This window comes from Streptomyces sp. rh34, assembly GCF_002551245.1.
In the GTDB taxonomy this organism is placed as follows: Bacteria; Actinomycetota; Actinomycetes; order Streptomycetales; family Streptomycetaceae; genus Streptomyces.
Map to the genome: position 1 here is coordinate 1 of NZ_NTGZ01000066.1, position 15225 is coordinate 15225.

At 71.2% G+C, this 15225-nt stretch carries 13 protein-coding genes; 1 reads left to right on the forward strand and 12 read right to left on the reverse strand.

The genetic code is table 11. From position 1 onward, the window contains the following. The 12 genes from CR470_RS15090 to CR470_RS15145 all read right to left on the reverse strand — a co-directional run. A partial coding sequence (locus CR470_RS15090; protein WP_257138666.1) for a phage tail protein occupies positions 1–274 on the reverse strand: 274 nt, incomplete at its 3' end. A gap of 4 nt (positions 275–278) precedes the next feature. Next, positions 279–2264, reverse strand: coding sequence for a putative baseplate assembly protein (locus CR470_RS15095; RefSeq protein WP_097868112.1), 1986 nt, complete (start codon positions 2262–2264; stop codon positions 279–281). 97 nt (positions 2265–2361) lie between these two features. Continuing rightward, positions 2362–2802, reverse strand: a complete 441-nt coding sequence (locus tag CR470_RS15100; protein ID WP_097868113.1) for a GPW/gp25 family protein — start codon at positions 2800–2802, stop codon at positions 2362–2364. 9 nt (positions 2803–2811) lie between these two features. After that, complete coding sequence (locus CR470_RS15105; RefSeq protein ID WP_097868114.1) at positions 2812–3102, reverse strand: PAAR domain-containing protein; 291 nt, start codon at positions 3100–3102, stop codon at positions 2812–2814. Positions 3103–3140: 38 nt separating this feature from the next. Then, complete coding sequence (locus CR470_RS15110) at positions 3141–5126, reverse strand: VgrG-related protein (RefSeq protein WP_097868115.1); 1986 nt, start codon at positions 5124–5126, stop codon at positions 3141–3143. After that, positions 5126–5968 (reverse strand): CIS tube protein, encoded by an 843-nt coding sequence (locus tag CR470_RS15115; RefSeq protein ID WP_097868116.1) that lies wholly within the window; start codon positions 5966–5968, stop codon positions 5126–5128. Before CR470_RS15115 ends, CR470_RS15110 begins: the two co-directional genes overlap by 1 nt. Positions 5969–5973: 5 nt before the next feature. Continuing rightward, complete coding sequence (locus CR470_RS15120) at positions 5974–6411, reverse strand: phage tail protein (RefSeq protein WP_097868117.1); 438 nt, start codon at positions 6409–6411, stop codon at positions 5974–5976. A gap of 101 nt (positions 6412–6512) precedes the next feature. Next, entirely contained in the window at positions 6513–6950 is a 438-nt protein-coding gene (locus CR470_RS15125; RefSeq protein WP_097868118.1) for a hypothetical protein, read from the reverse strand. A 1488-nt stretch (positions 6951–8438) separates the two neighbouring features. Then, on the reverse strand, positions 8439–8582 hold the full coding sequence (locus CR470_RS39535) for a DUF6760 family protein (RefSeq protein ID WP_007457431.1): 144 nt from the start codon (positions 8580–8582) through the stop codon (positions 8439–8441). Next, a complete protein-coding gene (locus tag CR470_RS15135) occupies positions 8579–9034 on the reverse strand; it encodes a hypothetical protein (RefSeq protein ID WP_097868119.1) in 456 nt (151 codons plus the stop codon). Before CR470_RS15135 ends, CR470_RS39535 begins: the two co-directional genes overlap by 4 nt. Then, positions 9034–9477, reverse strand: coding sequence for a phage tail protein (locus CR470_RS15140; protein WP_018960795.1), 444 nt, complete (start codon positions 9475–9477; stop codon positions 9034–9036). Before CR470_RS15140 ends, CR470_RS15135 begins: the two co-directional genes overlap by 1 nt. Positions 9478–9540: 63 nt before the next feature. Further along, positions 9541–11109 (reverse strand): phage tail sheath family protein, encoded by a 1569-nt coding sequence (locus tag CR470_RS15145; protein WP_097868120.1) that lies wholly within the window; start codon positions 11107–11109, stop codon positions 9541–9543. Positions 11110–11400: 291 nt separating this feature from the next. On the opposite strand from CR470_RS15145, the gene CR470_RS40500 reads away from it, so the two are divergent. After that, positions 11401–15222: a hypothetical protein gene (locus CR470_RS40500; RefSeq protein ID WP_257138668.1), complete on the forward strand. Its 3822-nt coding sequence runs from the start codon at positions 11401–11403 to the stop codon at positions 15220–15222. Positions 15223–15225: the final 3 nt, after the last annotated feature.

Consider the following 15225-nt stretch of genomic DNA (forward strand, 5'->3'; position numbering starts at 1 on the left):
CGACCGCGCCGCGCACCGCCGCCCGGCGCCGCTCCGGCGGGCTGCCCTCGTGGAGGTCGGCGGCCACCCACTGGGCCAGCCAGTCGAGGAAGTCGTCGGGGGCGCTGCGCGGGTCCAGGTGGGCGGGCAGGTTGTCGATGGAGAGGAGAACGGGGGCGAGGACGTCGTCCAGGGCGGCCAGGAAGCGCTGGAGGAAGTCCTGTTCCAGGTAGACGGCGGGGAGCCGGTCGATCAGGGGGTGCGGGGTCGGCAGCCCCGGGATTCCGCTGCGCATCGGTTCAGGCCCCCCTCACCCGGAGCTGGTGCTCGTAACTGAAGACCAGCGCGTGCGGGTCCAGCGCGATCTTCGCGGTGGCGTCGGTGCGTTCGCCGGTGACCGGGTCGGCCCGGTACAGCCGGACGTCCTCCACCAGGTCGACCCCCGGCACGCGCTGGAGCACGGCGAACGCCTCCCCCGACTGGACGGGCCTGCCGAACGGCCAGCCGTCCCCGGCCGGCCCGCCGGTGAGCGGGTTGAAGTACCCGTACAGCGCGGCCAGCGCGCTCTCACGGACCTTCTCCGCGACCGCCCCGCGCTCCGCCTGGACCAGGGCGACGACGGTGACGCCCTGGTAGAACGGCGGCTCGACGACCAGCCGGGCCCCGATCGGCCGCCGGGCGTCCAGGTGTCCGGCGATCAGGGCGAGCATGTTCGCGGGCGGGATCAGCTCGTCGAACCCGATCCGGCCCTGCTCGTCGCTGCGCCCGGCGGGGACGACGAGCAGCCGCACCCCACCCGCGTCGGAAGCCTCCGCACTGTCCTGCGTACCGGCCCGGATGCAGTGGACCCGGGCCGCGTCCGGGGCGATCTCCCGGGCGAGGAGTTCGTAGTCGTGCGGGACGACCGCCCGGTGCAGGGTGCGCAGCGTCATGGGCCCGCGCACCCGGGCGCTGTCGACGCTCTCACCGTCCACGCCCCCGAGCGCCGGCCGGCGGTTCTCGACCCGGGCGACGTACGGGATCGCGCTGCGCAGAACGCGGAGCGTGGAGCGGGCGACGTTGCCGCGCAGCCCGCCGCCCCTGCGGTAGGAGCGGACCCGGACGGTGGCGCCCTTGACCGGGACGCGGCCGTAATGGCGTACGGAGCCGTCCCGTTCGCGTACGGCGGGGCCGAACTCGACGCGTCCCGCGTTCGGGTCGAGCGTGACGTGCCGGTCCTCGGCGTCGGAGTGCGCGAAGTCGTCGACCCGGGTCCAGCGGGTGACGTCCGAGCCTCCGCTCGCGGTGTCGGCGGCGGCCGGGTCCGTCACCTCGACCACGAACTCTCCCGGCACCACCGGCGGCCTGGCCAGCCGGAACACCTGTCCGGGGACGCCCTCCGCCTGGCCCAGCACCTCGTCGGTGACGGTCTCGGCGTGTTCGGCGGCGACGGTCGCGCCGATGGTGAAGGCGGTGATGCCGCGTACGACGGGCGGGGCCATGTACGTCGGCCGGCCCGGCTCCGCCTCGATCAGCCGGCAGCGCAGCCAGCCCCCGGTGCGGCGGACGACGGCGGCCGGTACATGCGTTCTCGGCAGGTGGAGAATCAGCTCGCCGGACCGGTTGAACCCGCCGGTGTCGTCCTTCTCCACCTCGCAGGGCGCCCAACTCGCCCCGTCCCAGGCCTCCCAGAGGATCGGCGGCCGATCCGGGTCGACCCCGACGCCGTCCACCGTGCAGTCCAGCCGGAGCGCCAGCACGCCTGCGGGCACGGCGGCCGACAGGCCGACGTACAGGCAGTCGCCGGGGGCGGGCGTCGCACCGAATACGGGCACGTCCCGGCCGAGCGTCAGCTCCTCGGTCCGGTCGACGGCTTCCCCGGGCGAGGGCCAGGTGGCCAGGTGGGCGAAGGCGCACGGCACGATGGAGAGCGGCTCGGAGGTGGTGAAGACGACCGCCTCCTCCGTCTCCGTACGGACGGTGGCGACCTCCGTGCCGGCCCGCACCAGCACCGGTTCGGGCCGGGGGGCGGAGAGCCGGAACGTCACCTCGGTGTGGGCGGCGGTCGGCGGGTGGAGCTGAACCCCGATGAGGTCGAGGAAGGTCAGATAGCTCTTCTCCGGGACCCGGTTCACGCGGTAGACGAGCTGGTCGACCATGGTCGCGAACGCCTCGATCAGCGTCACGCCGGGGTCGGAGACGTTGTGGTCGGTCCACTCCGGGCAGCGCTGCTGCACCAGGCGTTTCGCCTCGTCGACCAGGCCCTGGAAGGTGCGGTCGTCCAGATGCGGGCTGGGCAGGGTCACGCCCTCGCCTCCTCGTTGCGCGGGCCTTCGGGCGGGCCTTCGTGCGGGCAGGGCAGGGTCACGCGCCCGCCTCCTCCGTCGTACGGACTGCGCGACGTCACGCGCCCGCCTCCTCGTCGTCGGCCGATGCCTCGGTGGACTCGGCGTGCTGCGGGATCACGTAGAACGGGAAGACGAGGTTGCGGGGGTCGTTCGCGCCGCGCACGGTGTAGCCGATGTCGATGTAGAGGACGCCGTTGTCCGCCTCGTCGAACCGGACGACGACCTCGGTGACCTCGATCCGGGGCTCCCACCGCTCCAGCGCGAGCCGCACCTCGTACGCGAGCTGCCCGGCGGTCCCCGCGTCCGCCGGGGCGAACACGTAGTCGTTGACCGCGCATCCGAACTCCGGCCGCATGGGCCGCTCCCCCGGCGAGGTCGCCAGGATCAGCCGGATCGACTCCTCCAGCTCGTGCTCGCCGCGCACCAGCGCGATGGACCCGGTGGCGTCCGTGCGTGGCGGGAACGCCCAGCCCGCGCCGATGAACTGCTGTCCCATGGGTCCCGTTCACCCGCCGATCAGTACGGTCGGGCAGCCGGAGAGCACCGGGGAGCCGCAGCCCGCCAGGTCCCCGACGCGGGCGGCCGGCTGCCCGCCGATGAACACCGTCGAGCTGCCGGGCGGCGCGAGGACGGTCGGCGGATGGGCCGCGGGCGAGGAGCACAGGTGGGCGGTCCCGACGGTGGCGGCGGGCTTCCCGCCGATGAGCACGGACAGGACTCCGGGCGGCCCGACCGTGCCGGGGTGGCCCGTGGGGTCGCCGACCCGGGCTGCCAGAGCGGCTGTTGCGTCGGACATGCTGTACACTCCTCCCGCGCGTGAAACATGACGTACCGTCAATTGAGCTTGACCATGGGCGCGTTGACCTTCACCGAGCCGCCGCTCTTGATCTCCGCACTACGGCTGCCGTCGACCGTGACCTCACCGCCCCGCACCTCCACCGGGCCCTGTGCCGCGATGCCGACCTTCCCGGTGCCGCCCTCCACGGACACGCCTTTGCGCGCGGTCAACGTGACGCTCTCACCGGTCAGTTCGAGAGCCCCGCGTCCGGCGTCCAGGGCGACACCGTCGGCCGCCCGGATCGAGACCTGCTCCTTGGCCTCGATGGTCACGCTGCCGTCGCTGCCGATGACGATGGCGGTGCCCTTGCGGTCGAGGTCGATCGTGAGCTTGCCGTCACCGGTACGGAGCCGGACGCCCTGCGGGCCGTTCGCCGCGTCCAGCAGTTCCAGCTGGTTCCCGCTCTTCGACGCGAAGGCGCGGCGGTTCACCGCACCGGTGGTGGGATCGACGAGTTCGTCCCCGCCGCCCGCAGCACCGGAAGCGCCGGGAGCGCCGGGAGCGCCAGGGGTGCCCGGGGCGCCAGCCGCACCGGGGGCGCCAGGAGCAGCGGGAGCACCAGGGGCACCGGCGGATGGGCTCCCGCCGGCGCCCCCGGCCCCGCCCCCCGGCCGGTCCTGCCCGTTGTACAGACCCGCCAGGACGTACGGCCGGTCCAGATGCCCGTGCTCGAAACCGACCAGCACCTCGTCGCCGACCTCGGGGATGAACGCCTCGCCGCCCCCCGTACCGCCGGACTGCGCCGTGCGCGCCCAGTCGCTCGCGTACTCGTCGGACAGCCACGGGAACCGCACCTTGACCCGCCCCGAGCCCTCCGGATCCTGCGTGTCCGTCACCGTCCCGCTGACCAGCCCCGCGCATCGCGAACCACCAGCGCCGCCGCCGGAGTTGGTCAGCCCGTACAGCGACCGCTCCTGCTGCCCCGACACGGTGATCCAGGTCTCGTACCCGCGTACGGCGTCGAAGACATGGCGCGAGGTCGTCACCGTGTACCGGCCCTCGAACGGCGCGCCCACCGCGTTCAGCGCCACCGCACTGCCCGCCCGCACCTCCGGATTCCCCCGGATCACCGCCTCCAGCTCCGCGAACGACCCGGCGATCCGCTCCGCCAGCGCCTTCGCCGCCTGGTCGACCTGGGCCTGCGCCCCGTACGCCGCGTCGGTCACCACGAACCGGGCCTCGCCGAACGGGGCCGACACCTCCGCAGCCGTCACCCCCAGCTCCAGCGTCGGGGACGAGCCCGCCGGGGCCCGGCCCACCAGCGGCTGCTTCGCCCGGACGTCCCAGCCGCGCACCTCCACCTCGGAGACCTGCTCGGCGGCCGACACCCCGGCCCGGCAGCGCAGCAGGTTGCTGCCCAGCTCCAGGGCGAGCGGATCGCGGTCGGCGCGCGCCGAGGCGTCGGGCGCGCCGCCCGCCTCCGCCGGCTTCGTGATGTGGAGCTGCCCCTCCCGTACGTACGCCTGCGCGCCCGCCTCCTCCGCGAGGCCGCGCACGAACTCCCAGTCGGTGATGTTGGGCTGGGCGATGTGTTCCAGTACGGGTCCGGCGATGTCGACCGGGCCCGGCTTCAGCCCGGCGCGCTGGGCGACCTGGCCGCAGATGTCGGCGAGGGTCATGTTCTGGTAGCTGGCCACCCGGCGGCCCCGGAACAGCCGGTGCGACTCGTCGAGCCCCCGGACGACGGTGAACGTGCCGGACTCGTCGAGCTCCACCTCCAGCGCGGTGACGACCCCCTCCAGCAGCGGCTTCGGGGCGGTGTCGCCGCCCGCGCGGGCCAGCAGCCGCGCCTCGGTGCCGATCTTCAGCCCGGCCTGCTCCAGCAGCACCCGGTCGGGGTCCCGGAACCGCAGCAGGAACAGGTCGGGGAGCGTACGGCTGTCGTCGACATAGCCCTCGACCAGCGTGTTGACGAACTTCGCGGGCAGCGGCGTACCGCCGAACTCCACCGTCAGCGCCGTGGAAACCCCCTGCTGCGCCATCAGCCCCGCCCCCTGCCCCGGGCGGCCCTGGCGGCGTCCCGGTCCGAGGAGTCCCCGCGCCCGCCCTTGTCCCTGAGCCGGGCCAGCTCGTCCAGGGCGGGCAGCAGGAGCTGGGTGCCGGGGGCGAGCCGCATCGGGTCGTCGATCCCGTTCGCCTCGGCGATCACCCGCCAGGCCCCGGGGTCCCCGTACTCCCGGTGGGCGAGCGAGGGGAGCGAGTCGCCCGAGCCGACGCGGTGGACGCGCCGGGCGGCCAGCGCGCCCGAGGTCGGGTTCTGGCCGGGCGTCTCGCCGCTGATCTCCTCCATCGTGACCTGGCAGACCGCCCGGATCGGCACGCCCGAGGTCGTGAACAGCGTGTACTTGGCCGCGACTTGGCTCACGTAACCGGGAAAGCCCGTCAGCCCGCCCCAGTGGAAGACGACCCACGGCGGGGACGACCGCTGCTGCTGCCGGGTCTCGTCCGTCGGCACGCAGCACGCGAAGAGCTGCTCCACCGAGGTGACGACCCGGGTGTCCTGGGTGTCGCTGGCGTCGAAGAACATCTCGACGGTGAGCTTGCTGGGCTGGGAGCCCTGGTACTCCGGCGGGCCCGAACTCTTCGCCCCCTTCGCCGGACTCCGCTTCCAGGAAGCCGCCTTGGTCAGGCTCAGCTCCTTGGGGTTGAACTGGAAGTCGATCCGCCCGCACGGCCCGCCTGGCGTCAGCCCGCCCCCGGTCGGCGGGGTCCGCAGCTCCAGGTAGGCGTGCTCCAGCTTGGGCCGCGCCGAACCGCCCTTCGCCGCCGAGGCCACCCCCGACGTACCGGCCGCGCTGAACGCGATGGGACCCGAACCGCTCATCGTCCTCAGCCCTCCATCACGTAACCGTGGTGGGCGATCTCGATGGTCTCCATCGCGACCTTGGGCGACTCGGGCGTGAACCTCGGCCCGGTCCACCGCACGGGCACGACCTCCAGCAGGCCCCACTGGGCGACCTTCTGCCCGTCGCCGGTCCGTGCCTCGATGTGCGCGGTCTTGCGGCTGAACCCGGTGGTCATCGTGGCGAACCAGCGCGCCACCTTCTCCGTCTCCCGGGTGAGCGGCCGCGACAGCTTCACGTTGCTGTACTTCAGCCGGGTCGGCAGCTGCCACAGATGCCCGTTGTTGCCGCCCTCCTCGCGCGTTTCGAGGACCACTTCGCAGCCGAGGCCCTCGCACGTGTTGAACGACCCGAGTTCGATGTCGTCGATGGTCACGACGAAGCAGACGCTGACGGCGGGGTCGCTGTCCTGGGCGGTGGCCATGGCACGTACCTCTCAGTTCGGTCGAGCGGTCGGGCAGTTGAGCGGTCGGGGAGTGGAGCGGTCGAGGAATGGAGCGGTCGGGGAGTGGAGCGTTCAGGCGGTCAGTGGCGGGTGTTGATGAGATGACCGGCGCGTTCGCGTTCCAGCCGGAGGTCGTTCTTCAGGAGCCGGCTCAGCGGGGCGTACAGGGCCCGGACCAGCTCGTCCGTGACGGCGGGAGCCCCCTTGCCGTCCTTCGGGGCGGCCCCGGCTCCGCCCCCCGCCTCCGTTACGGGACCGGACTCGGGCTCCACGCCGTCCTCCTCCGGTTCCGTTACGGGGTCGGGCTCGGGCGGCGGCGGTTCCTCGACGACCTCGTCGGCCTCGGAGTCCCGCTGGACGACCGGCCGCGAGGTGCCCGAGACCGGCGCGCCCCCGAAGACGACGCTGCCGTCCGCCATCCGCTGCGCCACCCCGGCCGCCACCGCCACGGCACCGGCCGAGGGCAGCCGACGCGCACGGCCGGAACCCGGCAGGGAACGCGCCACCGAGGCCGGCACGGGAGGCCCTCCGGCTGCCCGCCGCTGAAGGGACGCCGAGGGTGCGGAGGGCGGACCCGCCGGGGCGGTCAACGGGGGCGCGGGCCCCACGGAGACACCGGGACCGCTCGTCGGCCCCCCGTCCCCCGCCCCGGCCCCGGCCCCGGCCCACCGGACCGGTACGCCCTCGGGGGGCGAGGCGGAGCCGCCCGGATCCGGCGCGGACACCCCGGCGGGCCCGGAACGCGGCTCCGCGGCACGCTGCACGTCGACGTTCCGCGGGACCAGGGGCCGGTCGCCCAGGAGGGGGGCGACGGGCCCGCCGTCAGCAGGGGCGGACGGGGCGGGGTACGGGCCGGAGAGGGCAGGCGGGCCGACCGACCGCTGGACGGAGCTTCCGATATCCCCGGCAGACCCGGCGATACGCCCGGTACCTCCGGCGTCACCCACACCACCCACACCGCCCGCAACGCCCCCAGGAGCAGGCGCGCCCGCCGCAAGGTCATCAGGACGGCTCGGGACCGCCTCCCCCACCAACCGATCCTCAGCGAGCAAGGGGGCGACGGGCCCGTCGGCATCCCCTGCCCGGCCGTCGGCGGAAAGGTCCTGGGCAGGTGGGGCAGCAGGCGGAACCCGGCCCCCGGAATCATCCGGGGCGGAGGCGGCCCGACGCTGAGCGGTCGGCGGCAGACCGGGCAGCGGCGCACCGAGCCCGGGAGCCCGCCGGGGCCGCTCCCCCTGTCTCTTATACACATCTAGATGTGTATAAGAGACAGGCGGCGCACCGAGCCCGGGAGCCCGCCGGGGCCGCTCCCCCGCCGGAGGCGTCGCGGCCCGCTGAACGCCGACGCTGCCGGAGGCCGGGGCGGCCGGAGGATCGGACGACGGGGCCGGGGGCGTGGGCTCCGCCACGAAGGGCCGCTCCCCCAGCAGACGCCGTACGGGCAACTCCTCCCCGGCGGAGGACGTCATGGCCGAGTTCTCACCGCCGTACAGACGCTGTACGGGTACGGATACAGGCGCGGATACCGGTGGCGCGGACACCATTCCCGATACGGCCTCGGGCCCGGCCGGCCGGCCGAGGTGGGTCACCGGCCCCCGCAACGGCATGTCCACGGACCGCTGAGCCGCGACCGACGGCGACGGCGACGGCGACGGGGCTGATTCCGCGACCCCGACCCCGCGCAGAAGCCCGGCCGGAGCGTCAGGGCTCACCAGATGCCCGAGCGGGGTCCCGAGCGCGGTGTCCTGGCGGGTGGTGAGCGACGCCTCGAACTCCGCCGGTCCCACCGTCAGTCGCTGCCCGGAAACCATCCGCTGAAGCGGCTCCAACCGGCTCACGTCAACCCGTTCGCCACGATCGGCCGCCGGCGCGGGGGCGGGGACGGGGGCGGGCGCATCGCCGGAGCGGGCGGCACCGCCGCGGCCGCCCCACAGCCAGGACATCAACCCCATGAGCTCCTCGTCCTCCCCTGCACGGTGTGCCCGGCCCGGCCGTCGGCCAGGGCCTCAGTGCCCGTTGAGACGGGCGACCTGCGCGACGAACTTCAGGCGTTCCGGATGTTCCAGGTCCAGCAGGTCGTCCAGCGGCCAGTGGAAGTGGTAGGCGAGGTACGCGACCTCCTCGTAGAGCAGGTCGGCCGCGTACGTCACGATTCCCCCAGGCGGCCACCGGCGAGATTCACCGCGAACTCCTCGTCGCAGGACGGGCAGGTGACGGCGGCGCGGGTGTGGCCCTCGGCGTTGATCCGGCGGTAGAAGTCCTGGAGGAAGGCCAGGTCGGAGGCGAACAGATCCTCGATGACGCCGGGGTGGATGTCCTCGACCGTGCCGATGCGCGTCACGACCCGGGAGATGAGGACGACGGACAGATAGGCCGAGTTCTCCCTGACCCGGTCGTCCCGCAGGGGGACGAGTTCGTCGCGTGCGGTGGCGAGGCGCATCACGCCGGTGCGGTGGACCGCGCCCGACTCGTCGACGTAGCCACGGGGCAGTTCGAACCCGAACTCCGTGCGCAACGACTCCTGTTGACGCGCGGAGCCGCTCCGCGTCCCCGCCCCGGCGTCGACCTGCTCCGGACTCTGGAACTGGACCGAGCGGCGCATCAGTCGAGTTCCATCGCCTCGTAGGTGATCGCCAGCTTCTCGGTCAGCACCGAGGTGTCACCGGCCTTGAGGGTGCCGATCTCCAAGGACTTCGGCCAGGCGTTGATGAGCTTGTAGCGCTTGATCGGCAGGCCCTCGTAGTCGTAGACGATGACGGCGCCGTTGCGGCGGGCGTTCGTCATGCGGCCGAACCGCGAGTCCTTGATCCACCGTTCGAAGCTGTTGTCCTCGGTGAGCCCGCGCGTCACGGTGACCTCGCCCGCCTTGGGGCGGCCGGGCAGCTTCTTGATGGCGTACTTGCCGTCGAAGGTGTTCTGCTTCAGCTCGATGACGTCCTGCTCCATCTTCAGACCGCTGACCTCGGTGATCTGCTTGATGATGACGCTGTCGAATTCGAGGCCGAAGGAATGCCCGACGGAACTGTCGAGATCGGGAAGTGGCACAGCAGACTCCTTACGCCGGGCTCAGGAACGGGCTGTCAGCGACCAATGGGGTGCGGCGGCCGGTCATTCATCGACACCACCGCTGCCGCCGGTCAGCTGGGAGAGCCGGAACACCACGAACTCGGCCGGTTTGACGGGGGCGACCCCGATCTCGCAGATGACCTGCCCGGCGTCGATGCTCTCCGGCGGGTTCGTCTCGCGGTCGCACTTCACGTAGAACGCCTCCTCGGGGGTCAGCCCGAACAGCGACCCCTTGCGCCACTCGTTGACGAGGAACGCCGAGACGGTGCGCCGGACACGGGCCCACAGGGCGTCGTCGTTCGGCTCGAAGACGACCCACTGCGTACCGGAGAGGATCGACTCCTCCAGGTAGTTGAAGAGCCGCCGGACGTTCAGATACCGCCAGGCGGGGTCGGAGGCCAGCGTCCGTGCGCCCCACACCCGGATGCCCCGGCCGGGGAAGGCGCGGATGCAGTTCAGCCCGATCGGGTTGAGGAGGTCGTGCTCGCCCTTGGTGAGCTGGGTCGCCAGCGCCACGGCTCCCCGGACGACCTCGTTCGCCGGGGCCTTGTGCACCCCGCGGGTGTCGTCGTTGCGCGCCCAGACCCCGGCGATGTGGCCGCTGGGCGGTACGAGGGTGGCGCGGCCGGACGCGGGGTCGGCGACGCTGATCCACGGGTAGTAGAGCGTGGCGTACTTGGAGTCGAAGTTGGCCTGCCCGGTGCGCCAGCCGCGGATCTGCTGCGGGGTGAGGCCGGGCGGCGGGTCGAGGATGGCCACCCGGTCGCCCATCAGCTCGCAGTGGGAGATCAGCCCCTGCTGGACGGCGATGACCGACTCCAGGTCCAGCAGCCCGCGTTCGTACGCGCTCATCAGGTCGGGCACGGCGATCATGGTGACCTCGTCGACCGCTTCGAGGCCGCCGAGCCCCGTACGGCGGTCGGCGTCGCCGACGTACACCTCGGGGGCCATCGCACCGGAGCTGCCGGCGGCGGGGGCGGCCGGGGCGAGGATCACCGTCTGCGGCGCGGGCGGGGCGGGTGCGGCGCCGCGCCCCGACTCCCGTACCTCGATCAGCTCGGACTTGGCGTTCACGCGGGTGGCGACGTTGTCCTTGCTGCGCTTGGTGGTGACGGAGGGGTACGTCTCCACGACCTGGCCGTCGCGCTTCACGAGGAACCGGAAGACGTCGGCGGGCGGGTCGTCACCCTCCACCGGGGCGACCTCCACGCTGATCTCGCCGCTCACACCCGGCCGGGGCCGCACGGCGTAGGGCCCGACCGGGACCTCCGCGCCGACGGGCAGCTCAGCGGTCTCACCGGCTTCCCCGGTGTCGCCCTCGTCGGCCCCGGTGTGAGCCGCTGTCGTGCCGTCGTCGACCCGCACGACATAACAGACGCCGCCGCCATTGGCGAAGAACCCGTAGACGGAGGACGCGAGATAGGCCCCGTCGACGAAGTCACCGAACGTGGCGACGAACTGGCTCCAGTTGGTGATCAGCGTCGGCTCGTCGAACGGACCCTTCTGCGCGAAGCCGACGAAGGCGGCGACCGAGGTGCCCACCCCTTCGATCGGCCGGGATCCGGACTCGACCTCTTCGACGTAGACGCCGGGGGACAGGTACGACGGCATAAGGGCCTCTCCTCGACACACTCCTGGACGCACTGCTCGACCGTGGGACGCGGGCCATTCTCGCCACTGCGGCGATCACCGGGAACGGACGGTCGGCCGCCCCGCCGCGCATCGAGGGCTGCCCGATGAGGCAACCCGACCGCGCCGCGAGTGCCGCCCCGCCCTGCCCCGTACGCGGTCCGCGCGCGCTGCGTACGTCCCCGGATTCCCCGCCACGGTGGTAGCCACCACGCATGCACCACATCCGGGCGGCCCACCTGGCCGCCGGGAGCGGGAGGGGCGGGAGGGCGGATGAAGGCGGTTCCGGAGAAGCCTTCCGCCACGCCGCCGCATCACGACGCCGTACGCGCCCCGGACCTCGACGCTGTACGCACTCCGAGCCTCGACGCCGTACACACCCCGGAACTTGACGCCGCGTACGCCCCGAATCACGGGCCGGTACCCGCGCCGGCCCTCGACTCCTCCTCCGCAGGCGCTCCGGACCTCGAACTCTCCCGCTCGGCCGCACCACCGGCGGAGCGGACACTCACGGCCCCGGCCCCACGCCCCGACCGCCGCTCCATCCAAAGGCTGCAACGCATGGCGGGGAACGGGGCGGTGTCGCGGCTGGTCGCCCAGCGGTACACCGCGCCGGTGAAGCCGTCCCCGGCGCAGTCGGCCCGCTTCCGCAGCGTGAAGGCCGACGTGGCGGCGAAGAAGACCCGGCTCGCCGCGCACGCCCCTGCGGCGAGTGAGTCGAAGGCGTCGCAGGACGCCGCGGTGGCCCCGCCGGACGACAAGGAGGCCCAGGGCAAGGCGGCGAACGCCGAGAAGATGAACGCGGCGAAGCCCGGGGAGTTCGACAAGAAGGCGTTCATCGACGCGGTGAACCAGGCGATCGACTCCCAGGCCCCCAAGAACCTCGACGAGGCCGACAAGTTCGCCAAGTCCGGCAAGGCGGACCAGGTCAAGGCGGAGGTCGACGGCAAGGTCACCGACGGCAAGGAGTCCTCCGCCAAGGACATCGACACGGCGACGAAGGCCCCGCCCGACACCTCGGCCGCCAAGGACAAGGACGTCACCCCGCTCTCCCCCGACCAGGCTCCGGGCAACCCGGGCGCACCGTCCGCCACGGACGCGGTCCCCGAGAAGCAGCCGGCGGCCGTCACGGACTTCTCCGAGGGCCCGGCGCAGAACGACAAGGCGATGGCGGACGCCGAGGTCACCGAGGAACAGCTGGCCAAGGGAAACGAACCGGAGTTCACCGAGGCGCTGTCGGCGAAGAAGTCCTCCGAGGCGGACGCGGCGAAGGCCCCCGCGAAGGGGCGGGCGGCGGAGGTCCAGCAGCTCTCCACCGCCAAGGAGAACGCGGCAGCTTCCGGGGCCCAGGCGATGGCGGGCCTCACCTCCACCCGGGCCACCGCCGGCAAACAGGTGGACGGCGGCAAGAACGACACGAAGTCGAAGGACGAGAAGAAGCGCGCCGAGGTCACGGCGAAGCTCCGACACGTCTACGACGGCACGAAGAAGGACGTCGAGGACACCCTGTCCGGCCTGGACAAAAAGGTCGACACGGCGTTCACGTCGGGCGAGAAGTCAGCGCGGGACGCGTTCACGGCCGACCACAAGAGCCGGATGAAGAAGTACAAGGACAAGCGGTACTCGGGCCTCATGGGCAAGGGCCGCTGGATCAAGGACAAGTTCGCCGGCCTGCCGAAGGAGGCGAACGACCTCTACCAGGAGTCCCGCAAGCTCTACGTCTCCCGCATGCAGACGGTCATCTCCTCGGTCGCCGACATCATCGGCGCCGAACTCGGCAAGGCGAAGGCCCGCATAGCCAAGGGCCGCACGGAGCTGAAGGCCGAGGTCGACAAACTCCCGGCCGACCTGAAGCAGTTCGGTGAGGAGGCGGCGAAGGACTTCGCGGGCAAGTTCGACGACCTGGAAGCCACGGTCAACGAGAAGTCGGAACAACTGGTCCAGGACCTGGCCCAGAAGTACACCGCCGCCCTCGACAAGATCGACGAGGAGATCAAGAAGCTCCAGGAAGCCAACAAGGGTCTGATCGACAAGGCGAAGGACGCCATCGTCGGCGCCATCAAGACGATCAACGAGCTGAAGAACCTGCTCCTGGGCATCCTCGCCAAGGCCGCCTCCGCGATCATGAAGATCATCAAGGACCCGATCGGGTTCCTCGGCAACCTGGTGAGTGCGGTCGGCGCGGGCCTGAACCTCTTCATCACGAACATCGCCGACCACCTCAAGACCGGCGTCGTCTCCTGGCTGCTGGGCACAGCAGTCAAGGCGGGCCTGGACCTCCCCCAGAAGTTCGACCTCAAGGGAGTCATCCAGCTCATCGGCTCGATGCTGGGCCTGACCTGGGACAACATCCGCACCCGCGTCACCCGTAAGGGCGTCCCCGACGAGGCGATGAGCGCGGTCGAAACCTCGGTCCCGGTGGCGAAGAACCTCGCCGCCGAAGGCCCGGCCGGCGCGGTCAAGGAGATCCAGGCCGAGGCGGGCGACCTCAAGGCCACCATCCTCAGCAAACTGACGACCTACCTGATCCCCACCGTCCTCATCGCGGGCATCACCTGGATCGTCTCCCTCCTCAACCCCGCCTCCGCGTTCGTCCGCGCGGTCAAGGGAATCATCGACATCGTCACGTTCATCGTGACCCAGGGCGCCCAGATCGCGGACTTCGTCAACGCGGTCCTGGACGCGGTCATCGCCATCGCCAACGGCGGCCAGGCCGGCGTCCCCAAACTCATCGAAGCCGCCCTCGCCACGAGCGTCCCCCTGCTCATCGGCTTCCTGGCCGCCCTGCTGGGCATCGGCGGCCTGGCCAACAAGGTCAAGTCGGTCTTCCAGTCGGTGTCACGACCGGTCACGCGAGCCATCGACAAAATCGTCGACTTCATCGCCAAGAAGGGCAAGGCGCTCTGGACCAAACGCAAGGGCGATAAGAGCAAGACAGGGCCGGACAAAAGGCAGCCGGGTGAAGGCCGCACCCTGAAACCAGACTGGGAAACTGTCAATTTCTCTGCGGGCGAGCACGGGCATCGGCTCTTCGTCGTGGCGGACGGCGGCAAGGCCACGCTGATGGTCGCCAGCACGGAACAGCCGGTTGCGAGCTATCTCAATCGCGTCATCACCGACGAGGAGACCAGTCCCGAGACCAAGCAGAGGGCTCAGGAAGCGCTCCAGTTGGCGACAGCCGCCGGTGGTCAGGCGAACGAGATCGCGAAGCTTGCAGTGCACGTCCCTGAGAAGAAGGAAGCGGCGTCCAGGCAGAAGATGTCCAAGGAGCAGGCGGAGCTCTCCGGCGACCAAAAGAAGCTTGCCGACTTACTCAAACAGATATTCGAGCAGAAGAACTCCATCGAGCCTTGGCTCGGCAAACCCGTCGCCAACGTACCGAAGGGACTGCTCGGCTACGACGTGCGGCCGGACAGCGGGACGTTCCTGTACGGCGGGAGCTACTCGTTCCTACAGATTCAACGCGCGGGCGGGTTCGGGTCGGCCGACAAGCTTAGCTTCCCGAAGACACACGTGACCCCGGACGAAAATGTACAGAGGGGGGCGGGCATCCTGCGAGCGGACATGGAGGTGATCAAGGCCTATCGCGCCGAGATCGCCACCCACCAGGACAAGCTGAAACACGACGGAGCACCGGATCTCGAGGGTAATCCCGATGGCCTCGCAAACCAACTCGAGAAAGGCGCCAACAAGCAACGGCCATTCAACATGGGCATCCGTAAGCAGATGGAAGCCATTGTGAACTTCCTTCGGAAAGGTGAAGATCTCACCGGCGTCGAGGTTAAGGTCGGGCAGAAGCGCATCGACTACACGGCAAAGATGCGCATCGACGACAAGACAAGGCACGTCATGATCGAGTACAAACATGTGACGGGCAAGCTCAGCAGCGAACGCCGGGCCGAGTTGACGGCTAAGCTGACGGCCCAGCTCACCGGTCAGATAGAAGGCGGTAGCGGAAAATACACCACGCACATCATCGAGTGGCCTGAGTTCAGCGGCCTCGACGAACGCTCACAAGCGGCGTTCCGTGAGGTCATCGAGGACGCAGAGAGCTTGGGTAGGCGGATGGGCGTCGACGTGAGATGGAGCGGGTGACGG